The sequence below is a fragment of the Bradyrhizobium sp. UNPA324 genome (assembly GCF_006658635.1).
Lineage (GTDB): Bacteria > Pseudomonadota > Alphaproteobacteria > Rhizobiales > Xanthobacteraceae > Bradyrhizobium > Bradyrhizobium nanningense.
In genome coordinates, this window is the sequence record NZ_LFJD01000004.1 from 2007462 (window position 1) to 2031976 (window position 24515).

Here is a 24515-nt window from a genome sequence, read left to right on the forward strand (position 1 = left end):
CCGTTATGCTGTTCTTGTCTGGACAATGGGCGGCGAGATCCGCCGCCCTTGTCTAGCTTACGGCTTCGCCGGCGTCTCGGTGGCCATCCTGCCGGACGGGTTGCTGAAGTACCGGAAGAAATCCGAGTCCGGCCGCAGCAGGAAGCGGGTATCGTTCGACTTCAACCCGTTTTCATAGGCCGTCATCGACCGGTAGAAGGCGAAGAAGTCGGCGTCCTTGCTGTAGGCCTCCGCAAACAGGCGGTTGCGCTCGGCATCGCCCGCACCGCGGGTCTGCTCGGCCTGCGAGTTGGCTTCCGCGATGATCACCGTCGCCTCGCGGTCGGCCTTGGAGCGGATCTCCTGGGCCTTCTGGCCGCCCTGCGCGCGGAACTCGGCCGCTTCGCGCTCGCGCTCGGTCTTCATGCGCTGATAGACCGCCTGGCTGTTCTGCTCCGGCAGGTCGGCACGGCGGATCCGGACGTCGACGACCTCGATACCGTAGCCGTCGGCCTCGCGATCGAGCTGGTCGCGGATGCGCTGCATCAGCTTCTCGCGGTCGTCCCGCACCACGTTGATGAAGGTGACCTCGCCGAGCACGCGGCGCAGTGCCGCGTTCAGGAGCGTGGTGAGCTGGATGTTGGCAGCCTGGATCGAGCCGACGCTCTGATAGAAGCGCAGCGCATCCTTGATGCGGTAGCGTGCGAAGGCATCGACCACGAGCCGCTTCTGATCGGACGCGATCGCTTCCTGCGACGGGTTCTCCAGGTCGAGAATCCGCTTGTCGATGTTGATCACCGAATTCCATGGCGCCTTGAAGTGCAGACCGGGCGCAGTGACGACGTCGACGGGGCGGCCGAACTGGAGCACGATGGTCTGCTCGGTCTGCTGCACTGTGAAAAGCGACATGTAGCCGACGATCACGACGAGCAGGAGCGCGAGCAGCGTGACGAAACCTGTGACCGGAGACCTCATCGGTTGCCTCCGCCCGACTGCGGACCGGTGGTAGGCGGCCGCTTGGTGGTCAATTCGCCCAGCGGCAGATAGGGCACGATGCCCTGGCCCGAGGAGCCGCCGTCATAGACGAGCTTGTCCGCGCCGCCGAGCACCCGCTCCATCGTCTCCAGATAGATCCGTTCACGCGTCACGTCGGGCGCCTTCTTGTATTCGTCGTACACCTTCAGGAAGCGCGCGCTCTGGCCCTTGGCCTCGGCGACCGCCTGCTCCTTGTAGCCTTCGGCGGCCTGCTGAATCTGCGCCGCCCGTCCGCGCGCCTGCGGCACGACCTGGTTGGCGTAGGTCTGCGCCTCGTTCTGCAGCTGCTCGAGATTGGCTCGCGCCGCCTGGACGTCGCGGAATGCGTCGATCACCTGCGCGGGCGGGTCGACCTTCTGCATCTGCACCTGGCTGATCTGGATGCCGGCGCCGTAGCTATCCAGCGTCTTCTGGATCAGCTCCTGCACGCCCTGCTCGGTGACGTTGCGCGCACCGGTCAGGATCGGCTGGATCTGCGATCGGCCGATCACCTCGCGCATCGCGCTTTCGGCGACCGCCTTCACGGTGCCCTCAGGGTTCTGAATGTTGAACAGGAAATTGCCGACACCGTTGGGCTTGATGCGCCACAGCACGGTGAAGTCGACGTCGACGATGTTCTCGTCGCCCGTCAGCATCAGGCTCTCTTCCGGCACGTCACGGATGGAGCGGCCGCGCCGTGCGGGATCGTCGATCAGCGTCATGCCAATCGAGATGGTGTTGACGCGCAGCGCCTTCGGCAGCAGCACGGTCTCGATCGGATAGGGCAGATGATAGTTCAGGCCCGGATCCACAGTGCGGACATGCTTGCCGAAGCGCAGCACGACGCCCTGTTCCTCGGACTGCACGCGGAAGAAGCCCGACAGCAGCCAGAACGCGATGATGAGCAGGATGATCAGCGTGATGCCAACGCCGGAGAAATAGCCGCCCGGCATGATCTGCTGGAGGCGGTCCTGGCCGCGGCGCAGAAGGTCTTCCAGATCCGGCGGCCTCGGCCCGACCGGTTGCGGGCCTGAGCCCCATGGTCCCTTTGGACCCGAGCCCCATGGGCCACCGCCCTGATTCTTCCACGGCATTCGACGCTCTCCTCGGCAGGGTAGAATTGCCCCCGCCCGCTTTGTCCGGTCCGGCTTTATAGGGGACGGGCAGGTCCCTTACAACGCAGCCCTGACCGTCCTTCGAGCTATGCTCGGGCACGAAAAAGTCAATGTAAACATTGACGAAAGCGGTTAATGGCCGCGCCGCCGACGATATGTCACATAGGAGAAGTCGGCACTGTCGTCCGGGCCGGCAGGATGGCGGATACGTTCAACCTCGTCCCACTCCGCCTTGTCGATGTCGAAATGCGTATCGCCTTCGGGCCGCGCATGGACTTCGGTGATTTCGAGACGATCGGCGCGATCGAGCCATTGCCGAAAAATCTCGGCGCCGCCGATCACCGCGATCTCAGCGACCGAGCGCCGCAGGGCATCGCCGCGCGCAATCGCGTCCGCATCCGCGGCGGATGTCGTGACGATGGCCCCATTGGCGCGATAGGCCGCATCGCGGGTGATCACGATGTTGGTGCGGCGCGGCAGGGGACGGCGAGGCAGCGATTCGAAGGTCTTGCGGCCCATGATCACGGGCTTGCCGATCGTCAGCGCCTTGAAGCGCGCCATGTCGGATTTCAATCGCCACGGCATCGCATTGCCCGCGCCGATGACGCCATTCTCCGCGATCGCGACGACGAAGACGATCTCCATCAGGGCGCACTCCCGGCAAGCCGCTTCAGGGCCGGTCCGGTGACGCGGCACAGCGTCCAGTCGTCCATCATGACGGCACCGAGCGACTTGTAGAACGCGATCGACGGCGCGTTCCAGTCGAGCACCGCCCATTGCAGGCGCGCCCAGCCGTTGTCGACGCATTCCCTCGCGAGATAGACCAGCAGCGCCTTGCCGAGGCCCCTGCCCCGATGCGACGGCCGCACGTAGAGGTCCTCGAGATAGATGCCGTGGCGACCGCTGAAGGTGGAGAAATTCGTAAACCAGACTGCGAAGCCGACGGCCTCGCCGTTCCACGCGGCGATCGCGCAATAGAGTTGCGGTCTCTCGCCGAACAGCGCCTCAGCGATGTTAGCCTCGGTCGCCTCCACCTCGTGCGAGAGCTTCTCGTACTCGGCGAGTTCGCGGATGAAGGAGAGAACGAGCCCGGCTTCTCCGGGCTGCGCACGGCGGATGGTCAACGACATCGGCGTCAGACCGCGACTTCCGCCTTGATGTGCGGATGCGGGTCGTAGCCGACGAGCTCGAAATCCTCGAAACGGAAGGAGAAGATGTCCTTCACCTCAGGATTGATCCGCATCACCGGCAGCGCCCGCGGTGCGCGGCTGAGCTGGAGCTTTGCCTGCTCCAGATGGTTGGAATAGAGATGGGCATCGCCGAACGAATGCACGAAGTCGCCGGGCTTCAGGCCGGTGACCTGCGCCACCATCATCGTCAGCAGCGCGTAGGAGGCGATGTTGAAGGGCACGCCGAGGAAGACGTCGGCCGAGCGCTGATAGAGCTGGCAGGACAGCTTGCCGCCCGCGACGTAGAACTGGAACAGGCAATGGCACGGCGGCAGCGCCATCTTGTCGACGTCGGCCGGATTCCACGCCGAGACGATCAGGCGGCGCGAGTCCGGATTGCGCTTGATCATGTCGACCACGTTCGCGATCTGGTCGATGCTGCGGCCGTCAGGCGCCGGCCAGGAGCGCCACTGATGGCCATAGACCGGGCCGAGATCGCCATTGGCATCCGCCCACTCGTCCCAGATCGTGACGCCGTTGTCGCGCAGATATTTGATGTTGGTGTCGCCTTTCAGGAACCACAACAGCTCGTGCACGATCGCCTTCAGCGGCAGCCGCTTGGTCGTCAGCATCGGAAAACCGGCCGACAGATTGAAGCGCATCTGATGGCCGAACACCGAGAACGTGCCGGTGCCGGTGCGGTCGGTCTTCTCCGCGCCGTCTGAAAGAATCCGCTCGAGCAGGTCCTGATACTGGTGCATGTGCGACTGTGCCTTTGGGGAGGCGGCGAACTTAGCGGCCGCCCCCGCGCTGCAACAGCGGCGATTCGCTGTCCGCACCGATTATACCCGGAAAAGTGAGCTTTCCCGGCGCAAACGACAAGGGGCGGAACTCAGCGTCCCGCCCCTTGCCTATCAGCTTGATCCTGCTGATTAAGTCGCCGACTTGCCCACCGGGGTCCAGCCCCCTCAATTCTCGGATTCGGTGAACACCTCGTCGCGCTTGGCACGCAACGTGGGCAGCACCGTGAGGACCAGGAGGAAGGCCGCAATCGCGAGCAACACGGCCGACAGCGGCCGCGTCAGGAACACGCTCCAGTCGCCGCGCGAGATCAGCAGCGCACGGCGCAAGTTCTCCTCCATCAGCGGTCCCAACACCATGCCGAGCAGCAGGGGTGCCGGCTCGAAATCGTGCTTGATCAGCCAATAGCCGACGAGACCGAACACGCCGGCGAGGATGACGTCGACTGGCGCGTTGTTCACCGAGTAGATGCCGATCGCGCAGAAGATCACAATCGAGGGGAACATCAACCGATAGGGGACGCGCAACAGCCGCACCCAGATTCCGACCAGCGGCAGGTTGATGATGATCAGCATCAGATTGCCGATCCACATCGAGGCGATCATGCCCCAGACGAGATCGGGCTGCTTCTGCATCACTTGCGGACCCGGCACAATGCCGTGGATGGTCATCGCGCCCACCATCAGCGCCATCACAGCGTTCGGCGGGATGCCGAGCGTCAGCAGCGGGATGAAGGAGGTCTGCGCCGCAGCGTTGTTGGCGCTTTCCGGTGCCGCCACGCCCTCGATCGCGCCGCGGCCGAACCGCGACGGGTTCTTGGCGATTTTCTTCTCGAGGGTGTAGGACGCGAAGGACGCGATGACGGCGCCGCCGCCCGGCAGGATGCCCAGAATCGAGCCGAGCACAGTGCCGCGCAGGATCGCAGGCGTCGAGTCGATCATGTCCTTTTTGGTCGGCATCAGGCCGGTGATCTTCTGCTGGACGAGGTCGCGATTCATCTCGGCGCCGGCGTCGAGATTGCGGATGATCTCGGCGAAACCAAACACACCCATCGCCACCGTCGCAAAGCCGAGACCGTCGGCGAGTTCCGGAATGTTGAACGCCATGCGCGAGGCGCCGGTCTCGATGTCGGAGCCGACCATCGACAGCAACAGGCCGAACACGATCATCGCAATCGCTTTCAGCACCGAGCCCTTGGCCAGCACCACCGCGAAGATCAGGCCGAGCACCATCAGCGAGAAATATTCGGCCGGACCGAACGCCAGCGCGAGCTTCGTCAGAGGCGCACCGAGCACGGCGATGAGCACGGTCGCGACGCAGCCTGCGAAGAACGAGCCGATCGCCGCGATCGCCAGCGCCGGGCCGGCACGGCCCTGCTTGGCCATCTGGTGACCGTCGATCGCGGTGACAACCGATGTCGCCTCGCCGGGAATGTTGACCAGGATCGAGGTGGTCGAGCCGCCATACTGAGCGCCATAGTAGATGCCGGCGAGCATGATCAGCGCGCCGACCGGCGGCAATCCGAACGTGATCGGCAGGAGCATCGCCACGGTTGCGACGGTGCCGATACCAGGCAGCACGCCGACCAGCGTGCCGACCAATGCGCCAATCAGGCACATGAGAATATTGATCGAGATCGGGAGCGACAGGCCGTAGAGCCACCAGGGTGACCACCAGGAGATCTGAAACACCACACCGAAGCCAAGGCCCAGATTGTGGAAGAGATCGAACATCACACCCTCACTGAACCAGGAAGCGCGGGAACATCGGCATCGGCAGGCCGAGCACGTAGGGGAAGAGCAGCGCGCAGCCGAGCGTCAGGCAGGCGCCGACGATCATCGCTTCGACCCAGCGCGTCTCATGCGTGCCCATCGCTGCGATCATGAAGCTCGCGAACGCCGTAACCACCACTCCAAGCGGACGAATCGCCAGCGCGAAGAAGACGATCGAGACCATCACGAACAGGGGCCCGCGCCAGGCATAATGCGCCATCCCCGGCCCCTCGGTCAGCAGTCCCGTCAACGCGATGCCGGCGCCAAGTGCGACGAGCAGCCCGCCAAACATCCGCGGCGCCGTGCCGGCGCCGAAGGAGAAGCCGCGCATGCCCTGCAAGTCGCTTCCTGCCCACAGCGCGAACAAGGCCAACGCCATCAGAACGATCCCGCCGACATAGTCCTGCGCCGATCGGATCGTCATGAAGATCGTGAGGATCGCCACCACGAACAGCGGGTAAGAATAGATCAGCGCGAGCAGCACCTCGGATGACATCTTCTGGGTGCCGCCGCCGAACGATCCGAAGATGGCACTAGGCGCGCCTGCGAGCAGCGCCGTTACGTGGCTAGCGACCACCGTCCCCGGGCCGCGGCCGGCCCCCCACCCCAAGATCGTCCCGATCGACCAGATCAATTCGAAGATCTGCGGCGCAATCGCCAGCAGACAAAAGCCGACCACCAACCGGGTATTTCGAGTGGCAGTCGCTGAGTGGCCCATCGTGTCGGCCATGCATGTCTCCTCCGCGACCCGTAAGTCACGAGCACTGTTGTTCTAAATCGGCTGGAACTGGATACCCCGCCCGGATCACTGCCTAGCGATTTTCATCACACAATGCCAGCAAAACCCAACACCCCGCCGGCGAGCAGGAGCCAGAGTGGATTGAGGCGCGAGACCGATGCGATCAGCGCAACCATTGCGGTCAGGAGCAGTGCAGCAAGTGTGCGATCGGTCGACTGGGCCAGGATCAGGGCACTCGCGGCCATCAATCCGATCGAGAGTGGAACCAGTGCAGCCTGAATCAGGCCGGGCCAGCGCGATTGGCTGGGCCGATTCAAGAGCCGGCTGACACAATAGGCAAGCAGCGCCGTCGGCAGGCACATCGCCAGCGTCGCCGCGAGCGCGCCGGGGATGCCGGCGACGGCATAGCCGATTAACGTCACGATAAGCACGTTCGGACCCGGCGACAGCTGCGCGATCGCATAGGCATCGGTGAACTGCTTGTCGGTCATCCAGCGATGCACCTCGACCGCGATGCGGTGCATCTCGGGCACCGCCGCCGCGGCGCCGCCGACCGCGAACAGCGACATCAGGCCAAAGGTGGCGATCAGCGCCCAGATCGGATTCTCGGCGTTCATGCTGCTACTTTCCGCCGCAGGAAATAAGTGGCGCCGATGCTCACGGGGATCGCGACCAGCAGCACCGCCGGAAGCGGCAGGCGGAGCACGCCGATGGCGAGGAACACACCGAGCATCAGGATCAGCGCGAGGGGATCCGTCCGCCTCGGCACCGGCGCCATCATGCGGAAGACCACCGCGATCAGGAGGCCGACCGCCGCGCAGGAGATGCCGGAGAGGCTGCGGCGCAGCACGTCAAGGTCGCCAAAACGGGCGTAGATGATCGCGAGCACCATCATGATCAGCGTCGGCGGCAGCAACAGCCCGGCAAAGGCGGCAACTCCGCCGCAATGCCGCGCAACCTTGATCCGAACACCATCGACAGATTGACGATGTTGGGGCCGGGCAGGAAATGGCAAAGCGCGAAGGTCTCGTTGAACTCGTCCGCATTCATCCAGCGGTGCTGCCCGACGATGGCCCGCCGGGCAAACACCAAAACCCCGCCGAAACCGGCCAGCGACATCCTGGCGAAGGCCAGAAACAGCGCGAGCAGGCCGGGCGGAGCGGCGCCGGTCGCCGGATGGTCCGGCAGTGGATCTGGTTCTTGGACCGCCAGTGCTGAATCCTCGGACATGTCAGAAACTTAGAATGCCGGTCGCGAGGCGGCCAAGATCAAGCTCACGTCCGCCCGGAACCTATCCAACGGGAACCTGGCGAGGGACACTCAAAACCCCTGTTTTTCGAAACCTTTGCGCCCTATATTAGGGATGCCGGTTCGCCGGCTATGGAAATAAACGGTCGTCGCAATAAACCATTCGGACCCGGGGGCGGTACCCGGCGCCTCCACCAAAGCCCATCAACGGACTCTCCCGGAAGCGGGCTTTGGCGGGGGCGAAATAGGATCGACGAGGGCGTAAAGGGCGTACTTTTTCCCGGTATTGTTCCGCCGTTATCGGGCTACTGCAATAGTTGCCAACGACAACTTTGCTCCGGTTGCTCAGGCTGCGTAACGCAGTTTGAAAGACCACTCTAAAGTCCTAGCGGGTTAAGCTCCGCTAGGCGGGGTTCGGAGGCACCTGGCAACAGAAGCCTCCACTTGCCTTTATTTCTTCCCCGGCGGGGACTCCTGCTGACCCGTCAGGCGCGATATTGTTGCGGCTTGGCGAGTCGAGCCGGTAGGGTCCGGCTTCGGGGATGCAACAGGACCACGATGGCGACCGATCATATCCGATACGATGTGCTGGCCCGCGACGCGCTGCGCGGCGTGCTGCGGAAGGTGCTGACCGATGCCGCGGCCCAAGGCCTGCCCGGCGAGCACCATTTCTTCATCACCTTCGTATCGAAGGCCGAGGGCGTGAAGCTGTCTCCACGGCTGCTCGCGCAATATCCGGAAGAGATGACGATCATCCTGCAGCACCAGTTCTGGGATCTGACTGTGCTCGAGGACCGCTTCGAGGTCGGCCTGTCCTTCGGCGGCATTCCGGAGCGGCTGGTGGTGCCGTTCAGCGCCATCAAGAGCTTCCTCGATCCGTCCGTGAAGTTCGGCCTCCAGTTCGACACGTCCGATGTCGCCGAAGTCACGCCGGAGACATTGCCGGCGGCCCCTGCCCCTTCGGCCGTATCGGTGCCCGCCGCCGCTGAAAAGGCGGAAACCGCGGAAGAGCCGCCCCCGCCTAACCAGGGCGGCGCCGAGGTGGTGCGGCTCGATCGTTTCCGCAAGAAATGATCTAGGTTGGCTTTGAAGCCGTCGCGCCCGGCCAAACTGTCTATATAGAAGAGCACCTGAAGAGGCCGCGCGGCGTTTCGCGCGGCGGAATGGATGTGCTCATGGCCAAAGCGTCCCGCTCGAAGACCGCCCGCCCCGCGACCCGCACCGAGACCGACAGTTTCGGTCCCATCGAGGTCCCCGCCGATCGCTATTGGGGCGCGCAGACCGAACGTTCGCGCCAGAATTTTCGCATCGGAACGGACCGCATGCCGATCGCGCTCGTGCACGCGCTCGGCATCGTCAAGCTCGCCGCCGCGCAGTCCAACCTCGAGCTCGGCCTGCTCGACCAGCGCCGCGCGGGTGCCATCATCCGCGCCGCGCGCGAGGTGATCGAGGGCAAGCTGGACGATCATTTTCCGCTCGTCGTGTGGCAGACCGGCTCCGGCACGCAGACCAACATGAACCTCAATGAGGTGATTGCCAACCGCGCCAACGAGCTCTTGGGCGGCGAGCTCGGCGCCAAGAAGCCGGTGCATCCCAACGACCACGTCAACATGAGCCAGTCATCGAACGATTCGTTCCCGACCGCGATGCACATCGCGGCCGCAAGCCGCATCCATGCCGACCTCGTCCCCGCGCTCGATGAGCTGCTCCGCGCGCTGCGCACGAAGGAGAAGGCGTTCGCTGAGATCGTCAAGATCGGCCGCACTCACACCCAGGATGCGACGCCCCTGACGCTCGGCCAGGAGTTTTCCGGCTACGCCGCGCAGGTCGAAAGCGGCATCGCCCGGCTCAAGATCGCGGTGAAGGACCTGCATCCGCTGGCGCAGGGGGGCACAGCCGTCGGCACCGGCCTCAATTCGAAGCCGCGCTTTGCCAAGCTGTTCGCAAAGCATGTCGCCGGCATCACGAAACTCCCCTTCACCAGCGCCGCCAACAAATTCGAGGCGCTGGCCTCGAACGATGCCTATGTGCTGGCGCATGGCGCCATCAATTCGGTGGCGACGGGCCTGTTCAAGATCGCCAACGACATCCGCCTGCTCGGATCCGGCCCGCGCTCAGGGCTCGGCGAGCTGATCCTGCCGGAGAACGAGCCGGGCTCGTCGATCATGCCGGGCAAGGTCAACCCGACGCAGTGCGAGGCGATGACCATGGTGTGCTGCCAGGTGTTCGGCAATCACACCGCGATCACGGTGGCCGGCAGCCAGGGCCATTTCGAGCTCAACGTCTACAAGCCGGTGCTGGCCTACAACATGCTGCACTCGATCCGCTTGCTGGCGGATGCCGCGCGATCCTTCACCGAGCATTGCGTCAGCGGAATCCGTGCCGACGAAAAGCGCATCAACGAGCTGATGCAGCGCTCGCTGATGCTGGTGACGGCGCTCGCCCCGAAGATCGGCTACGACAACGCCGCCAAGGTGGCCAAGACGGCCCATGCCAACGGCACCACGTTGAAGGAGGAGGCGCTGCGGCTCGGCTTCGTCTCGGCCGACGAGTTCGATCGCCTGGTGCGTCCCGAGAAGATGACCAGCCCCGGATAAAATTCCGAATTCCGATTGCCATCCGTAATGATACGGACCCTCGACGCCCAGAAATGTGCGGCTTTGGGGGCGGGATTTGATTACCGTCAATGTTCTGGCGGGACGGCGTGCTACGCAGCCTTTCCGCCCCCTGACGGGGCCAAATTCATCGTTTGATGGCCCGAGGGGCCGATTGACGAGGACAAGCGAATGGCGATCAAGTCTTGTGGGGCGCAACGCGGCACCCTGTTTCGGAATGTTTCATCCAGCCTGAAGAGGATCGGATGATGGAGACGCGGCATGGGGAACGTCATCAACCTGAATCGTTTCAGGAAGCGCGTCGAGCGCCAAGCCTCGGCGAAACGGGCGGACGCCAACCGGACGAAGTTCGGCCGCACGAAGGCGGAACGGTCGGCGGAGGAGACGCGCGCGGACAAGGCGAAGGCGCACCTGGATCAGCATCAGATCGATCGCGAGGAGCAGCAATGAAGTCGCCGGTCGTGAAACGGTCGATCGTCGTCGCCGGGCACAAGACCAGCGTCAGCCTGGAAGAGGCATTCTGGAACGGCATGAAGGAGATCTCCGGCCTGCGCAACATGACGTTGTCCGAGCTGGTCGGCGAGATCGACAACAACCGCCAGCAGGGCAATCTGTCGTCGGCGATCCGTCTGTTCGTCCTGGACTACTTCAAGAGCCGGGCTATGGCGGCCCAGCCGGACAAGGTCCCGGCCCAATAGCCAGCCTCGGGGGCGCCTTGGAGGGCGCCCCGCCGCCCGCACTTTAAAATCGCTCTAAGGTGCGGTTTCAGCGAGCGCGCGCGCTTGACCTCACTGCCTTGCGTTGAAAATACAGGGCATGACCGACACCAATGACATGCGCCCGCACATGCCGCTGGGTTTGGCCCAGCGCGGCTATACCGGCGTCATCCAGCACCTGTCCGCTGGCGAGACAGGCTCGGCGCTCTCGGACATCGAGCTCGAGAGCCGCCTGATCGAGCTCGGCTTCGTCGAGGGCGCCCGGGTCGAGGTCCTGCACGAGGGGCTGGTCGGACGCGACCCGATCGCCGTGCGGGTCGACAGCATCACGATCGCGGTCCGCCGCCGCGAAGCCATGGCGGTCATTGTCGCTTAGACAGCGACCGGACGCCTCATCCCAGCCTTTTGCCAGGCCTTGATCACATGGAATTACCCCTGCTGCATCTCGCCCTGGTCGGCACGCCAAACAGCGGCAAGACGTCGCTGTTCAACGCCCTGACCGGCAGCCGGCAGAAGGTCGCGAACTATCCCGGTGTCACCGTCGAGCGCAAGGAAGGCTTCTTCGTCACCCCCTTGGGACGCCAGGTGTCGGTGGTCGACCTGCCCGGCACCTACTCCCTGCGCGGCCGCAGCCCGGACGAGGAGATCACCCGCGACTTCGTGCTCGGCAAGGCCTCCGGCGAAACCGTGCCCGATCTCGTGCTGTGCGTGGCCGATTCGACCAATCTGCGGCTGACCATCCGCCTGCTGCTCGAGCTCAAGCGCACGGGACGGCCGATGGTCCTCGTGCTCAACATGTTCGACATCGCCGCCCGCCGCGGCATCACTGTCGACGTCGAGCGGCTCGCCAAGGAGCTCGGCCTGCCCGTGGTCACCTCGATCGCGGTGCGCAAGGGCGGCACGTCCGACCTCTTGAGGCTGACCGACGAGATCTCGGCAAAGCTCGCCGCCGAGGCGGAGGCGAACAGCTGGCGCGCGCTCAGCGTCTCCGAATTGCGCGCGACCCAGCGCGAGGCCGACCGCATCATCGCCGACTGCGTCAGCCTGCCGGCTAGACCCGACACCTGGACCGCGCGGATCGATCGGGTCGTGCTGCATCCCGTCGGCGGCCTCATCGTGCTGGCGCTGATCCTGTTCATGATGTTCCAGGCGGTGTTCGCCTGGGCGCGGCCGCTGATGGAGCTGCTGCAATCCGGCTTCGATGCGCTCGGCGAGCTCGTCCACACGACCCTGCCCGATGGCCTGTTGCAGAGCTTCCTGCAGAACGGCGTGATCTCGGGCGTCGGCAGCGTCATCGTGTTCCTGCCGCAGATCATCATCATCTTCCTGTTCATCCTGCTGTTGGAAGATTTCGGCTACATGGCGCGCGCCGCGTTCCTGATGGACCGCATCATGGGCGGCGCCGGCCTGCATGGCCGCGCCTTCATTCCGCTGCTGTCGAGCTTTGCCTGCGCCATTCCCGGCATCATGGCGACGCGCGTGATCGACAACAAGCGCGACCGGCTGACCACGATACTGATCGCGCCGCTGATGACCTGCTCGGCGCGCATTCCGGTCTACACGCTGATCATCTCCGCCTTCATTCCGGCGAATGACGTTTGGGGCTTCATCAACCTGCAGGGCCTCGTGATGTTCGGTCTCTACGCCGCCGGCATCGTCAGCGCGCTTGCCGTCTCGTTCGTGATCAAGTTCTTCATGCTGCGCGACTATGCGCCGGCGCCGTTCATGCTGGAGCTGCCGGACTACAAGATACCGCGGCCGAAATCGATCGCGATCGGCATCTACACCCGCGCCAAGATGTTTCTGGTGCGCGCCGGCACCACGATCTTCTCGATGATGGTGCTGATCTGGTTTTTGGCCTCGTTCCCGCAGCCGCCGGCAGGCGCCACCGAGCCTGCGATCGACTTCAGCCTCGCCGCGATGATCGGCAAGGCGCTCGCACCGCTGCTCGCCCCGGTCGGCTTCAACTGGCAGATCGCGGTCGCGCTGATCCCGGGCATGGCGGCACGCGAGGTCGCGGTCGCCGCGCTCGGCACCGTCTACGCGATCGAAGGCGGCAAGGAAGCGGCCGAGCAGATCGGCCAGGTGCTGGCGACGAAATGGTCGCTCGCCACCGCGCTGTCGATGCTGGCCTGGTACATCTTCGCCCCGCAATGCGCCTCGACGCTGGCCGTGATCCGGCGCGAGACCGGCAGCTGGGCCTGGATGGCCGTGACCTTCACCTACATGCTGGTGCTGGCCTATGCCGCGAGCCTCCTGACCTACAACGTCGCGGTGGCGCTCGGGGCCGGCTAGCGTTCCCTCCAAAACAAAACTCGCGAAACAACCCCATGCACAGTAGACGGGGGTTGTGAAATCAATGGCTTACGCGTGCACGAAAGTGATCCGACCGTAGGCTCCATCCAGACGACGAACCGGTTGATCCGTCGGGCAAAACACCGGCACAATGGCATCATCAACCTCATCGGCACAGTGATCGACCTGGAATGCGTCCATCCGACTCCATGGATCACTTCACCACCATCAGGCTAACCGCCGAGCGTCTACGCGAAGATCACCTCGCCGACCTCGTCGCGCTGCATCTCGACCCCGAGGTCTCCCGTTATCTCGGCGGTGTGCGCTCGGCGGAAAAAACGGAGAACTATCTCGTCGCCAACATGGCCCATTGGGATCAACACGGCTTCGGCCTGTGGGCCCTGCGGACGAAAGAGGGGGCGTTCGCCGGACGGGCGGGCATCCGCCACATCCTGGTCGACGACATCGACGAGATCGAGATTTTCTACGCGTTCAAACGCGAATTCTGGGGCCAGGGATTTGCAAGCGAGATTGCGGCCGCGATGACGGACATCGGGCTGTTACAGCTCGCGCTGCCATCTCTCATCGGCGTCGTGAATGTCAGGAACGGCGCATCCCGCCGCGTGCTGGAGAGATCAGACTATCTCCTCGAGCGGAGCGCGAACAGTCGCGGCGAGGACGTCGTGATCTACCGCATCCGGCGCTAAAGGTCACAGTGAGTGGACCGGTAGCGCCGAGCGGACTTGCTGTGTTCAATTCTGAATCCAAGCCGCGAACCGTCAGCAGCTACCCTCGCCTCGCCGGGAACCCGGCCGCTGCTCAAGAGTTCCTTCAACGGACCTACCTGGTCCAAGCTCCGGCTCGTCGTGCCTGGGGCAATGGCAGCCGTCCCGGCATATGCGTTAGGGGGTTCAATGACTGGTCCATCGAGCGCTGCTTCGGACAGCGCCCCCCGGGATTTACCCAGAATTTCCACGGGCAGCGACGGTTTGGACGACATCCTGGCCGGCGGCTTGGATCCCAACCGGATGTATCTTTATGAGGGACGGCCGGGGACCGGCAAGACCACGATTGCGCTGCAATTCCTGCTCAGGGGCGTGCGGGACGGTGAACGCGTGCTCTATATCTCCCTCTCCGAGACGAGGCGGGAGCTCGAGCTTGTCGCGCATCGACACGGCTGGTCCTTGCAAGGCGTGGACATCTTCGAACTGGTCCCGCCGGAGACGACGCTCGATCCCGATCGGGAGCTCACGGTCTTCCATCCCGCCGAGATGGAGCTGAGCGAAACCACCAATCTGATTTTCAAGGAAGTCGAAAGGCTCAATCCCACCCGCGTGGTGCTCGACAGCCTGTCCGAATTGCGCCTGCTGGCCCAAAATCCGCTGCGCTACAGACGCCAGGTGCTGGCCTTGAAGCACTTCTTCACCAATCGAAACTGCACGGTCGTCCTGCTCGACGATCTCTCATCGTCTCAGGACGATCTGCAGCTGCACTCGATCGCACACGGCGTCGTCATGCTGGAACAGCTCGCGATCGACTACGGGGCCGAGCGGCGGCGGCTTCGCGTGATCAAGATGCGCGGCATCCGGTTTCGGGGCGGCTACCACGATTTTACAATTTCGGCAGGAGGCCTGCGCATCTTCCCCCGCCTCGTCGCGGCCGAGCATCACAAGCCGTTCCCCGGCCAATCCATGTCCAGCGGAAACGTCGAGCTCGATCGGCTGCTGGGCGGCGGGATCGAGCGCGGCACCAACGCACTTCTCCTCGGCTCAGCCGGTGTCGGCAAGTCCTCGCTCGCGCTGGCCTATGCCATCGCGGCGGCCGAACGCGGCGAGCACGCCGTATTCTTCGCGTTCGATGAGGGCCGTGGAACGGTCGAAGCACGCGCTCTTACGCTCGGCCTGCCTCTGCAGAAATATCTCGATTCCGGCAAGATCCGATTTCAACAAATCGATCCCGCCGAATTGTCGCCCGGTGAGTTCGCGGCGACGCTGCGTCGGAGCGTCGAGGTCGACAACGCCCGCGTGGTCGTCATCGACAGCCTCAACGGCTATTTGAACGCGATGCCGGATGAGCGTTTTCTCATCCTGCAGATGCACGAACTTCTGAGCTATCTGGCACAGCAGGGCGTGCTCACCATCCTGATCCTCGCGCAGCATGGGCTCGTCGGCCCAATGGAAACGCCGATCGACCTCAGCTATTTGAGCGATGCGGTGCTGATGCTGCGCTATTTCGAGTTCGGCGGAACGGTGCGGCGCGCCTTGTCCGTCGTGAAGAAGCGAAGCGGCAACCATGAGCATACCATCCGCGAGTTTCGGCTCGGCAGCACCGGAATCAAGCTCGGCCCGCCCCTCCAGGAGTTCAGCGGCATCTTTTCCGGCAATCCGCGTTATACCGGCACGGCACTCCCGGAAGGACCAATCGAATGAACGCGGACCGGGATAGCCGCGTCCTCATATTCGCCCCGATCGGACGCGACGGACCGGCATCAGCCGAGCTCTTCCGCAGCTCCAACCTGGATGCGGCCAATTGCCGGAGCCTGCCCGAGCTCGTCAACGAGATGACAGCCGGCGTGGGCACCGTCTTTCTCGCCGAGGAAGGATTGTTTGGGAAGGACACGACCCCGCTGGCCCAATGGATCGCGGCGCAACCGCCATGGTCGGACCTCCCTTTTGTCGTCCTCACCAGCCATCGCGAGCAGCCGGCCGTCGTTGCGTGGCGACGCAGCATCGTCGAGCTTCTCCGCAATGTTTCGCTGCTCGAACGGCCGGTTCAGCCGATCACGCTGACCAGCGCGGTTCAATCCGCGATGAGGGCGCGGCGGCGCCAGTACGAGATCCGGGCTCTGCTCCAGGCGCGCGAGCAGACGGCGCAGGAGCTCGAGAAGCTGGTGGTCGAGCGGACACGCGAGCTGAAGGAAGCCAACGAGCAACTGCGTCTCGAAATGAACGAGCGTGCCCGCGTCGAGGAGACGCTCCGCCAGGCCCAGAAGATCGAGGCGATCGGCCAGCTCACCGGCGGCGTCGCGCACGACTTCAACAATCTGCTGATGGTGATTTCCGGCGGCCTCGACATGCTCGACCGCCAGACAGATCCGAACCGTCGCCGGCGTCTGATGGACGGGATGATCCAGGCCGCGCAGCGCGGCGCCAGCCTGACCAAGCAGCTGCTGGCATTCTCACGCCGGCAGACGCTTCGGCCGGAACCCGTCGACGTCGCCATGCAGATCGGCGGCATGCGCGAGCTGCTTGATCGAAGCTTGCGAGGCGACGTTCACGTCGAATTCGACTTCCCGGATGCGCTTTGGCCGGTGGAGGTCGATCCCGGCGAGCTCGAGCTGGTCATTCTCAATCTGGCCGTCAATGCGCGCGATGCGATGCCCAACGGCGGCACCATCGTCGTCCGCGGCGAGAATCTGCATGATCTGAATGACGGGGAGATCGCCGGCGACTATGTTCGGCTGTCGGTCGTCGATACAGGCGTCGGCATGTCTTCGAAGATCCTGTCGCGTGTCTTCGAGCCGTTCTTCACGACCAAGGACGTCGGCAAGGGATCGGGACTTGGGCTCGCCCAGGTCCACGGCTTTGCGACGCAGTCGCGGGGCACAGTCCGAATTAGATCGGAGGTCGGCCGAGGCACCAGCATCGAGCTGTACTTGCCGCGATCGTTCGATGTTCCCTCGAGCGAGCGACACCTGATCGACCTCACCAGGGTACGGCCGAAGAGGAGCAATCAGGGCCACGTCCTGCTGGTGGAAGACGATGACGAAGTTGCCGCGCTGGTCAGCGAGATGCTCGGCCAGCTCGGTTACGACGTCACCCGCGCCTCCAGCGCCGCCGCAGCGCTTGGTGCCCTGGCAGACGGCCGCTCCATCGATCTGATCTTTTCCGACATCATGATGCCGGGCGGCATGAACGGGGTCGAGCTTGCGCGAGAGATCAAGAAGAGACGAAGTGACATCCCGATATTGCTGACCAGCGGATATGCCGAAGCGTCCATCCACGAAGCGGAGAACGCGGGTATCGAGATTCTGGCCAAGCCCTATCACATCGACGATCTCGCCGCAGCCTTGAACACGGCGAAGTCGAATCTTCGGCGCAACGCACAATCCAAGCGTTCCAGTTCCTGCTGACCTCGCGAGGCTCGGAAAGGTCCGGCCTTGCGCGACAGAACCGCTACGCCGCGCTCATGGCCCTTGTTCGCGTCCGAAGAAGCTGCATCAAGTTCTTACCGGAAATATCCCAGCACGAGATCGACATCCGCACTCCGGGCCACCGTGCCGGTCAGCTCGGCGTCGATGACGCGGCGACAGGCTTCGATCGCGGCATGATCGCCGAGATCATTGGCGGCTTCCAGCACGAGCCAGGCCGCGTCCACCGACGCCTTGTCCGGTGCTCCGCCGCCGAGATCGGTGGTGACGGCGCTGGTGAGGTTCTTCTTGCGAACGGCGGTGCCGAATTGAGGCAACATTGCAGATACTCCCCTGTCCTTAGTGTACCTGGAGCTCGGGCTGACGGCCCGCATCGGCACCCGTGCCGGTCTTGCGCGACTGGTAGAACTTCAAGATGCTGCGCGAGGTCTCGATCTTGAGCCGACCGTATTCGCGCTCGTTGTCCTGCAGCTCGCGCGCCGTGATCAGATGATCCTTGGCGCCGAGGAACAGCAGCGACATCGTCGTATCCCAGGAGAAGTCGAGCGCCTTGCACAACACCAGGATCATCTCGCGGTTGCGGTCCATCAGCGCGCGCTCGATCACGTCGACGGGCAGCGACGACAGCAGCGACAGGCCGATCTGCACCTCGTCGAAGCGGTGCTGGCGCGCATAGTTCGAGATGGAGTCCTGATTGAGGTTGCCTTGGCGGTATTGCGTCGTGACCACGCGCTTGGCGACGAAATAGCTGCGCGAGGACGGCCCGAATTTGGACTGAAGGTCGCCGGTGACCTCGGTCACCGAGCTCTGGATCTGCGCCATCATCTCGGGCCGCTCGGTCTCGAGACGGCGGCGGACGTCTTCCGAGGCCTTCGAGATCAGCTGCTGGAAGACGTGGCGCGGCACGTCCTTGCGCAGGCCGATCTGCTCGGCGAGGATCGAATCGCCTTCGGCGCGGCGGACCATATGCAGCAGGCCCGAGCCGGAGAAGCGCGCGCCCTCGTTCTTCGCAACCGATGTCACGACCTCCTGGTTGCCGCGCTTGACCAGCACGTCGGTCACGGCCTCGCCGATCGACTTGCGCTGGGCGATCGCGAGCAGATGCGACTGGCCTTTGGTCATGGCGCTCTCGACCAGCATCTTCTCGTCGATGCGATTGGAGTCGCGCAGCACCGGACCGGCGACCTCGATCTCGTCGTCGAGCGCAAGCTTTTCGATGACGTTGAGCGGCGCATGATCGCACGCCGACATCACATCCGAGAGCTGCGCCCGCGCGGCGACCTCGATCTCCTCGGCGAGCCGGCCGATCACCTCGCCGAACGTGCTGATCTCGTCGTCGCTGTAGCGGCCGGTGATCAGAATGTCAGTCGCATGCCACAACGCCTTCACCCGGCTTTCGTCGGTGCCGCGCGCGATCGCGTCGTCCAGATCCTGCAGAAGCGATTTCGCCCCGTTCATCTCGATCACCCCAGTTCTTGGCCGTTCTTTTGCGAACCGTTGCGTCTCAATTGACGCGACGCCGAATTCCTCTGAAACCGACGTTAGAGATGAAACGCGAGAATTCAGTAAAATCGGCAAATCAGTTTTGCCGGGCAAAATTCATTCAAATGCGAGGGAATGGGTTAACCGTTGGAGAAGGAAGACGGTGCGCTCCCTCTCCCGCTTGCGGCTGGGGAGAGGGTGTCTCCGCAGCGGGCCCCCCTAGAGGAGAAAGCCCTCACCCGGCGCTTCGCGCCGACCTCTCCCGCAAGCGGGAGAGGTTAGGCGAGTCCGCGGCTCGGTCGGTGCAAACCAATCCGCCTACGGATTCTGCGGCGTCAGCACCAGCGGCGGCTTCGGCCTGGGCTTGGCAGGCGCAGGGCCCGGGGCGGGCTTGACGTCGATGGCCGGCGGCAGCGGCGCGAGCTGTTGGCTCGCGAGTGGCGGGCTCGGCGCGGCGGGCGCGGCCTGCGGCGCCTTCGGCGTCGGCGCGGCCTTAGGCTTTGACGGCGCGCGGCGCGGATCCTGACCTGGCAGCGGCACATTGGCGGGCGCCTGCTCGGGCGCCGCATCCGGAGACACCAGCGTCGGCAGCGCCGCGGTCGCCGGCGGCGGCTCGCCGCGCTCGATGGCGTCTAACCGGCGCGTCTCGCGATCGATCGTGCGCACCGCGAGCCAGGAGGACAGCGGCGCAAGATCGATCGTGCGATTGAGCCTGTCGGGCGGACCTGCCGCGAACAACTGGATCTCCGGCGGGGCGCCGGAGAGGCCGGTCATGATCGGCGTCAGGCTGGCGCGGATGTCGGCCTGGTCCGCGGGAATGTCGTAGCCGCCGGACACGATGGCGCGGGCGTTCTTCGCTTCCAGCGGGGTCGCGCCGACGCGCAGGCGTCCGTCGCGGATCGTGAACGGAATCTGCGCCGATGCCACCGCAATCGGCGCGGCGGCAAGCGCAGGCTCGACCAGCTGCCGCAAGCGGTTGTCGTCACTGACCTGGCCGCCGTCGCTGGCTCGGATCGCGATCTCGAAGGCGCGCGGATTGAGGCCGCTGATTTCGGCTGACGCCAGCGTCACCGTGCCGTTGCCGGCGAGCGCGCCGGTGAGCGCGGCGACGCTGCGGCCTTGGCTGCTCAGCGCCATCTGCACCGAGACGCGTCCCTTCGGCAGCGCGAGATCGCGATAGCGCAGCGCCGCCGCATCGACATTGCCGAGCTCGATGCGCGCATTCAGAGCGAGGCCATTGGCACCGTTGCGCGCGTCAAAGCTTGCCGACATCTCGCCGCCGCCGACCGCGCCTTTCAGCGCATCAAGCGCGAGCGACTGGCCGTCGCTGCGGATCGTGCCGCCGAACGGGCGCAGCTCGATGCCGCCGGGCAACGTCCCACGCAACGCCTGGAAGGCGATCCGGCCGCGCCAGCCGGTGGTGATGAACCCCGCGCTGAGGGGCTCGCTCGTATCATGCCCGGCTGCGCCGATCGCCATCGCGAGCGCCGGCGCCAGATCGAGCGTATCGAGACCGACTTCGCCGTCGAGGCTCTTCTCGGGATCCAGCATCACCGCCAGATGGCCGCGCAGATGCGAGCCGGCAGCATTGCCGTCGAGATCGTCGAAGGTCAGGCGATGACCTGTCAACCCGACGCGCGAGGACAGGCTGACGTTCTGCGCCGATTTGTCGGCCCGGCTGGTCCCGAGCAGCGGCGCCAGATTGACGTTGCGCACGCGCAAATTCACGCTGCCTTTCGGCTCCGACAATTCGACGCTGCCCTGCGCGTCGGCATCGAGCCCGCCGCCGCTGAGCTTCGCGCTCAATTGCAGCGGCCGCCGCCAGGCACCGGTCAGCTTGCCCTCGAACTGCGAAGCGCCCTCGCCTGCGGCCACCACGCGATCGAGCCCGAGCAGCGCCAGCAGCGCGCCCGCCTGCGGCGTCGACACCTTCGACTCCAGCGAGAAGTCGCTACTCTGCAGGCGATCGAGGTCGATGCCGCCAATGGCGGCCGCCAGCGTCTGCGAGGCCAGCGTCGCGGTCGCCTTGAGCTGTGGCGCGTCGAGCTCGAGCACGGCGCGGGCGTCGCTGCGATCGGCGTGCTCGGCGTTCTTGTCGAGGCTGAGATCGAGCTTGAGGCGGGTCGCGCCTGATGATGCCGGGATGGCATCGAACCGCGCGCGGACCGAAGGCGCGAACGGCTCGAGCAGCGCGGTGAGTTCGCGCAGCGAATTGGCCGAGGATTTCAGCGCGAGCTTGCCGGTGGCCTTGGTGCGGTCGAAGCTGCCGCTCGCCTCGGTGGTGACGCCGCTGGCCTGGCCGAAACGCAGTTGCTCCAGCGACAGCGATGCGGGGCCGTAAGCGAGCTTTGTCGCGAACGGCCGCAGCTCCTGGCCGGCGGAGATGGCGCGGCCGATGTCGAGCGAGAGTTTTGCTTCTTCCGGCCACTCGCCTTGCGGTCCCGCGAGCGCGCGCACGAAGCTTGCGGCGGCGTCGAGATCGAGCCGGTCGGCCTTGAGATCGGCGTCGATCCGCGAGCCGTTGCTCGCGCCTGTCTGCACGAAGGCGATGCGGCCTTCCACGGTACCGCCTTCGATGTCGGCCCTCAGCCTGTCCACGGCGAGATGGTTGGCGGCGATCGTGACGTCGCCGGCAAGGCGCAGCGGCCGCGTGCTGCGGCGGTTGATTTCGCTGCGGCCCTGGAGCCAGGCCACCAGCGTATCGGGGTCGGAGGATTCGACGTTGAGACGGCCGCTGAAACTGTCGGCGCCCGGTGTTGCGCCGTTGAGCGAGAGCTGCGTCATGCCGGGCGCGCGCAGCTCGAGCCGCTGGAAGGTCCAGGACCGTCCGTCGGTCTGAAGCTCGGCCGTGATGTTCTGCAGCGGACGACCGCCAAGCATGATCTGGTCGGAGTTGAACTCGATCTGGGCCGGGATCGGCGCCTGCGGAATGGCAGCTAACCCCGCGCGCAACGCCGGCAGGATGCGGAGGGGCTCGGCATCATCCTTGGCGGCAAGCCTGTCGGCATCGACCTGGCGCGCCGACAGCACCGCGCGCAGCAGCGGCGAGGCGCCGAACTTGAGATCGCCGACGCCGCCGAGCTTCAGCGCGCTGTCTTCGGGGCCGAAGCTCGCGTCGATCTGCTCGAACCTCGCGCCGGCCGGATCCGCCCTAAGCTTGGTCGTGAGCTTCCAGGGCGTCGGCCCCGCCTCGCCGGCCTTCTTGACCGGCGGCACGGCCAGTGTCAGCGCGCCCTCGAATTTCGGCAGGCGATTGTCGAAGGCGAGCACGCCTTCGAGATCGGCGAGAGTGGCACGCTCGCCGGGATCGATGTTGAGGTGGAGACGGGTGGCGTTGCCGTCGGCGCTCGGGCCGGACGAGACGCGGAACGGATAGCGCACCCCATTGGCGGTGAAGCCACCGTCGCCCCGCACCGAGCCGGCGAGCGAGCGGACATCGCCGGAGAAGGCGATATCGTTCAGCTCCAGCGTCGAGCGGCTGGCGGCATCGTGCAGGGCGATGCGGCCGGTGAGATTGAGCCGCTCGATGGCGAGCGAGGCCAGATTGAAGGTGCCGCTCGCGGTGGAGGGCAGATCGACCCGGCCACGCGCATCGAGACCGAGATCGACCGCCATGCCGCCCACCGAAAGCTCGGTCGCGCGCCATTCTCCGCGCATCAGGGAGCCCAGGCTGAACTCGACGTCGAGCTTGTCGGCGCGCAGGCGGCCGAGATCGTTGTTGCCGCCGAAGGTGACCTGGCGCAGCCGCAGCGTCGGCGTCGGCAAGAGCCGCGCGTCCAGCTCGCCCGCGACCCGCACCGGCACGCCGATGATCTTGCCAGCCTCCGCCTCGAACTGGGGCCTGAACTGGTTCCAGTCGACGTAGTAAGGCCCGATCAGCGCGGCCAGCAGCGCAATGATGAAGGCAATCGCCAATCCGAGCAGCGTCGTCTGCACGGGTCTCCCCTCGGCCAAATCGGCACCCGGACCAAACCCTGGCCTTCGCGGACTTCAGGCGTGCCGGAACAGCCCCTTATATAGGGGGAAGTGTGGCGAAGTCACAGCGACTGTTGCGCGCGGAGGTTAACGCTGGGCCGCCTCACCAGCTCGCCGGCAGCCGCTTGAGGCCGCGCAGCACGAAGGTCGGCCGCCATTCCGGGTTTTCGACGTCGTCGATGCGCAGATCGGGCAGCCGCCGCAGCAGCGTGGCGATGGCGATCTCGGCCTCGATGCGCGCCAATTGGGCCCCCAGGCAGAAATGGATGCCGCCGCCGAACGACAGCGGCTTCACGTTCTGGCGGGTGACGTCGAGCCGGTCCGGCCGATCAGGATAGACCGACGGATCGCGGTTGGCCGAGCCGAGCAGGCACAGCACGGTCTCGCCCTTGGGGATCCTCTTGCCGCCGAGATCCTCGATCTCCTCCAGCGCGACGCGGCCGGTCATCTGCACCGAGGAATCGTAGCGCAGGAACTCCTCGATCGCGCCCTCCATCAGCTCGGGGCGCGCCTTGAGCAGCGCAAGCTGGTCCGGATTGCGGTGAAGCGCGAGCAGGCCATTGCCGATCAGGTTGACCGTGGTCTCGTGGCCGGCGCCGAACAGGAGGATGATGTTGGCGGTCAGCTCCTCGTTGGTGAGCTTGTTGCCGTCCTCCTCGGCCTGCACCAGCTGGGTGGTGAGATCGTCGGCGGGATTTTTGCGGCGCAGCTCGAACAGCTGCTGGAAATACATCTGCGCCATCAGGTTGCCCTCGTTGCCCTTCTTGATCTCCTCCGGCGTGAGAGGCACGGGGTCGAGCAACCGCCCGCCGTCGCGCGAGCTCTTGTAGAAGACCTCGCGATGGTCCTCGGGGATGCCGAGCATGTCGCAGATGATGGTGACGGGCAGGCGGAAGGCGAAATCCTCGATCAGGTCCATGTGGCCGCGGTCGATCACGGCATCGATCGCCTGATCGACGATCTCTTGGATGCGCGGCCGCATGTCCTCGACCCGGCGCGCCGTGAAGGCCTTCACGACAAGGCCGCGCAGGCGGGTGTGGTCGGGCGGATCGGCCTGCAGCATCCAATGGCTCATGCTGCGGAACACCGGCTCGTCCATGATCTTTTCGCTATAGCGCCGTTTGGAGCGCTCGACGAAATCCTTGCCGAAGCGCTTGTCGCGCATCACCAGGCTGACGTCGGCATGGCGGCTGGCAACGAACTGGCCGAACGGCGTCACATGGATCGGATCGATCGTGCGCAGCCGGTCGTAATGCGGATAGGGATCGCGGATGAAGTCCGGCGAGAGCGGGTTGAACAACGGCGCGCCGCCGGCGCCTTGCACGTCCTCGTTCATGGTGACCTCAATCGGTTGCCGCATGAAACGAATACGCCGAGCGCAGCCCCACTGCCCGGCGTAACCATCCCTTGAATTTATAAACTCGATACATTGTTGTATCGAGTTG

General features: G+C 64.9%; 21 protein-coding genes, 1 other RNA gene and 1 pseudogene. 10 read left to right on the forward strand and 13 right to left on the reverse strand.

What is annotated here, in order from left to right; all coding sequences use genetic code 11:
• Nucleotides 1-57: 57 nt before the first annotated feature.
• The 9 genes and pseudogenes from hflC to UNPA324_RS09820 form a co-directional block, all read right to left on the reverse strand.
• A complete protein-coding gene (hflC, locus tag UNPA324_RS09780) occupies nucleotides 58-954 on the reverse strand; it encodes a protease modulator HflC (RefSeq protein WP_128918788.1) in 897 nt (298 codons plus the stop codon).
• Nucleotides 951-2087 carry an FtsH protease activity modulator HflK gene (gene hflK / locus UNPA324_RS09785; protein ID WP_128918789.1) on the reverse strand — a complete coding sequence of 379 codons (1137 nt, stop codon included), beginning with the start codon at nucleotides 2085-2087 and terminating at the stop codon, nucleotides 951-953. Before hflK ends, hflC begins: the two co-directional genes overlap by 4 nt.
• A gap of 153 nt (nucleotides 2088-2240) precedes the next feature.
• Nucleotides 2241-2753: a dihydrofolate reductase gene (locus UNPA324_RS09790; protein ID WP_128918790.1), complete on the reverse strand. Its 513-nt coding sequence runs from the start codon at nucleotides 2751-2753 to the stop codon at nucleotides 2241-2243.
• Complete coding sequence (locus UNPA324_RS09795) at nucleotides 2753-3238, reverse strand: GNAT family N-acetyltransferase (RefSeq protein ID WP_141934563.1); 486 nt, start codon at nucleotides 3236-3238, stop codon at nucleotides 2753-2755. Before UNPA324_RS09795 ends, UNPA324_RS09790 begins: the two co-directional genes overlap by 1 nt.
• 5 nt (nucleotides 3239-3243) lie before the next feature.
• Nucleotides 3244-4038: a thymidylate synthase gene (locus tag UNPA324_RS09800; RefSeq protein WP_141934564.1), complete on the reverse strand. Its 795-nt coding sequence runs from the start codon at nucleotides 4036-4038 to the stop codon at nucleotides 3244-3246.
• A 207-nt stretch (nucleotides 4039-4245) separates the two neighbouring features.
• Complete coding sequence (locus UNPA324_RS09805) at nucleotides 4246-5811, reverse strand: tripartite tricarboxylate transporter permease (RefSeq protein WP_128918793.1); 1566 nt, start codon at nucleotides 5809-5811, stop codon at nucleotides 4246-4248.
• Nucleotides 5812-5818: 7 nt separating this feature from the next.
• Nucleotides 5819-6580, reverse strand: a complete 762-nt coding sequence (locus UNPA324_RS09810) for a tripartite tricarboxylate transporter TctB family protein (protein ID WP_141934565.1) — start codon at nucleotides 6578-6580, stop codon at nucleotides 5819-5821.
• 95 nt (nucleotides 6581-6675) lie between these two features.
• Entirely contained in the window at nucleotides 6676-7206 is a 531-nt protein-coding gene (locus UNPA324_RS09815) for a chromate transporter (RefSeq protein ID WP_141934566.1), read from the reverse strand.
• Nucleotides 7203-7819, reverse strand: a pseudogene (locus tag UNPA324_RS09820) (chromate transporter). The gene UNPA324_RS09815 and the pseudogene UNPA324_RS09820 overlap by 4 nt, the downstream one beginning before the upstream one ends.
• 96 nt (nucleotides 7820-7915) lie before the next feature.
• Between UNPA324_RS09820 and ssrA the strand changes: the two are divergent.
• The 10 genes from ssrA (at nucleotide 7916) to UNPA324_RS09870 (ending at nucleotide 17595) form a co-directional block, all read left to right on the forward strand.
• Nucleotides 7916-8282, forward strand: a transfer-messenger RNA (tmRNA) gene (gene ssrA / locus UNPA324_RS09825).
• 113 nt (nucleotides 8283-8395) lie between these two features.
• Complete coding sequence (locus tag UNPA324_RS09830; RefSeq protein ID WP_128918796.1) at nucleotides 8396-8911, forward strand: SspB family protein; 516 nt, start codon at nucleotides 8396-8398, stop codon at nucleotides 8909-8911.
• Between the two features lie 89 nt (nucleotides 8912-9000).
• Nucleotides 9001-10434, forward strand: a complete 1434-nt coding sequence (fumC, locus tag UNPA324_RS09835) for a class II fumarate hydratase (protein WP_141934567.1) — start codon at nucleotides 9001-9003, stop codon at nucleotides 10432-10434.
• A 279-nt stretch (nucleotides 10435-10713) separates the two neighbouring features.
• On the forward strand, nucleotides 10714-10902 hold the full coding sequence (locus UNPA324_RS09840) for a DUF4169 family protein (protein WP_128918798.1): 189 nt from the start codon (nucleotides 10714-10716) through the stop codon (nucleotides 10900-10902).
• Nucleotides 10899-11150 carry a ribbon-helix-helix domain-containing protein gene (locus UNPA324_RS09845; protein WP_025038043.1) on the forward strand — a complete coding sequence of 84 codons (252 nt, stop codon included), beginning with the start codon at nucleotides 10899-10901 and terminating at the stop codon, nucleotides 11148-11150. Before UNPA324_RS09840 ends, UNPA324_RS09845 begins: the two co-directional genes overlap by 4 nt.
• A 118-nt stretch (nucleotides 11151-11268) precedes the next feature.
• Complete coding sequence (locus UNPA324_RS09850) at nucleotides 11269-11544, forward strand: FeoA family protein (RefSeq protein ID WP_128918799.1); 276 nt, start codon at nucleotides 11269-11271, stop codon at nucleotides 11542-11544.
• Nucleotides 11545-11591: 47 nt separating this feature from the next.
• A complete protein-coding gene (gene feoB, locus UNPA324_RS09855) occupies nucleotides 11592-13463 on the forward strand; it encodes a ferrous iron transporter B (RefSeq protein WP_141934568.1) in 1872 nt (623 codons plus the stop codon).
• Between the two features lie 209 nt (nucleotides 13464-13672).
• Entirely contained in the window at nucleotides 13673-14170 is a 498-nt protein-coding gene (locus UNPA324_RS09860) for a GNAT family N-acetyltransferase (protein WP_128918813.1), read from the forward strand.
• Nucleotides 14171-14377: 207 nt separating this feature from the next.
• Nucleotides 14378-15892, forward strand: coding sequence for an ATPase domain-containing protein (locus tag UNPA324_RS09865; RefSeq protein ID WP_128918801.1), 1515 nt, complete (start codon nucleotides 14378-14380; stop codon nucleotides 15890-15892).
• The gene (locus tag UNPA324_RS09870) at nucleotides 15889-17595 is read left to right on the forward strand and encodes a response regulator (RefSeq protein ID WP_128918802.1); all 1707 of its coding nucleotides are present in this window, start codon (nucleotides 15889-15891) and stop codon (nucleotides 17593-17595) included. Before UNPA324_RS09865 ends, UNPA324_RS09870 begins: the two co-directional genes overlap by 4 nt.
• 95 nt (nucleotides 17596-17690) lie before the next feature.
• Here the strand turns inward: UNPA324_RS09870 and UNPA324_RS09875 are convergent, their stop codons facing one another.
• The 4 genes from UNPA324_RS09875 to UNPA324_RS09895 form a co-directional block, all read right to left on the reverse strand.
• Nucleotides 17691-17933, reverse strand: a complete 243-nt coding sequence (locus UNPA324_RS09875; RefSeq protein WP_128918803.1) for a hypothetical protein — start codon at nucleotides 17931-17933, stop codon at nucleotides 17691-17693.
• A 19-nt stretch (nucleotides 17934-17952) separates the two neighbouring features.
• On the reverse strand, nucleotides 17953-19071 hold the full coding sequence (locus tag UNPA324_RS09880) for a DUF2336 domain-containing protein (protein WP_164936169.1): 1119 nt from the start codon (nucleotides 19069-19071) through the stop codon (nucleotides 17953-17955).
• 342 nt (nucleotides 19072-19413) lie between these two features.
• Nucleotides 19414-23031, reverse strand: coding sequence for an AsmA family protein (locus UNPA324_RS09890; protein ID WP_141934570.1), 3618 nt, complete (start codon nucleotides 23029-23031; stop codon nucleotides 19414-19416).
• Between the two features lie 142 nt (nucleotides 23032-23173).
• A complete protein-coding gene (locus UNPA324_RS09895) occupies nucleotides 23174-24406 on the reverse strand; it encodes a cytochrome P450 (protein WP_128918530.1) in 1233 nt (410 codons plus the stop codon).
• Nucleotides 24407-24515 lie beyond the last annotated feature (109 nt).

What these genes read in the sequence shown, in the direction of transcription:
- fumC (WP_141934567.1), top strand. Translation starts at nt 9,001, where the DNA reads ATGGATGTGCTCATGGCCAAAGCGTCCCGCTCGAAGACCGCCCGCCCC.
- UNPA324_RS09880 (WP_164936169.1), bottom strand. Translation starts at nt 19,071, where the DNA reads ATGAACGGGGCGAAATCGCTTCTGCAGGATCTGGACGACGCGATCGCG.
- UNPA324_RS09865 (WP_128918801.1), top strand. Translation starts at nt 14,378, where the DNA reads ATGACTGGTCCATCGAGCGCTGCTTCGGACAGCGCCCCCCGGGATTTA.
- UNPA324_RS09790 (WP_128918790.1), bottom strand. Translation starts at nt 2,753, where the DNA reads ATGGAGATCGTCTTCGTCGTCGCGATCGCGGAGAATGGCGTCATCGGC.
- hflC (WP_128918788.1), bottom strand. Translation starts at nt 954, where the DNA reads ATGAGGTCTCCGGTCACAGGTTTCGTCACGCTGCTCGCGCTCCTGCTC.
- UNPA324_RS09805 (WP_128918793.1), bottom strand. Translation starts at nt 5,811, where the DNA reads ATGTTCGATCTCTTCCACAATCTGGGCCTTGGCTTCGGTGTGGTGTTT.
- UNPA324_RS09815 (WP_141934566.1), bottom strand. Translation starts at nt 7,206, where the DNA reads ATGAACGCCGAGAATCCGATCTGGGCGCTGATCGCCACCTTTGGCCTG.
- hflK (WP_128918789.1), bottom strand. Translation starts at nt 2,087, where the DNA reads ATGCCGTGGAAGAATCAGGGCGGTGGCCCATGGGGCTCGGGTCCAAAG.
- UNPA324_RS09860 (WP_128918813.1), top strand. Translation starts at nt 13,673, where the DNA reads ATGGATCACTTCACCACCATCAGGCTAACCGCCGAGCGTCTACGCGAA.
- UNPA324_RS09850 (WP_128918799.1), top strand. Translation starts at nt 11,269, where the DNA reads ATGACCGACACCAATGACATGCGCCCGCACATGCCGCTGGGTTTGGCC.
- UNPA324_RS09895 (WP_128918530.1), bottom strand. Translation starts at nt 24,406, where the DNA reads ATGAACGAGGACGTGCAAGGCGCCGGCGGCGCGCCGTTGTTCAACCCG.
- UNPA324_RS09845 (WP_025038043.1), top strand. Translation starts at nt 10,899, where the DNA reads ATGAAGTCGCCGGTCGTGAAACGGTCGATCGTCGTCGCCGGGCACAAG.
- UNPA324_RS09800 (WP_141934564.1), bottom strand. Translation starts at nt 4,038, where the DNA reads ATGCACCAGTATCAGGACCTGCTCGAGCGGATTCTTTCAGACGGCGCG.
- feoB (WP_141934568.1), top strand. Translation starts at nt 11,592, where the DNA reads ATGGAATTACCCCTGCTGCATCTCGCCCTGGTCGGCACGCCAAACAGC.
- UNPA324_RS09870 (WP_128918802.1), top strand. Translation starts at nt 15,889, where the DNA reads ATGAACGCGGACCGGGATAGCCGCGTCCTCATATTCGCCCCGATCGGA.
- UNPA324_RS09795 (WP_141934563.1), bottom strand. Translation starts at nt 3,238, where the DNA reads ATGTCGTTGACCATCCGCCGTGCGCAGCCCGGAGAAGCCGGGCTCGTT.
- UNPA324_RS09840 (WP_128918798.1), top strand. Translation starts at nt 10,714, where the DNA reads ATGGGGAACGTCATCAACCTGAATCGTTTCAGGAAGCGCGTCGAGCGC.
- UNPA324_RS09810 (WP_141934565.1), bottom strand. Translation starts at nt 6,580, where the DNA reads ATGGCCGACACGATGGGCCACTCAGCGACTGCCACTCGAAATACCCGG.
- UNPA324_RS09830 (WP_128918796.1), top strand. Translation starts at nt 8,396, where the DNA reads ATGGCGACCGATCATATCCGATACGATGTGCTGGCCCGCGACGCGCTG.
- UNPA324_RS09875 (WP_128918803.1), bottom strand. Translation starts at nt 17,933, where the DNA reads ATGTTGCCTCAATTCGGCACCGCCGTTCGCAAGAAGAACCTCACCAGC.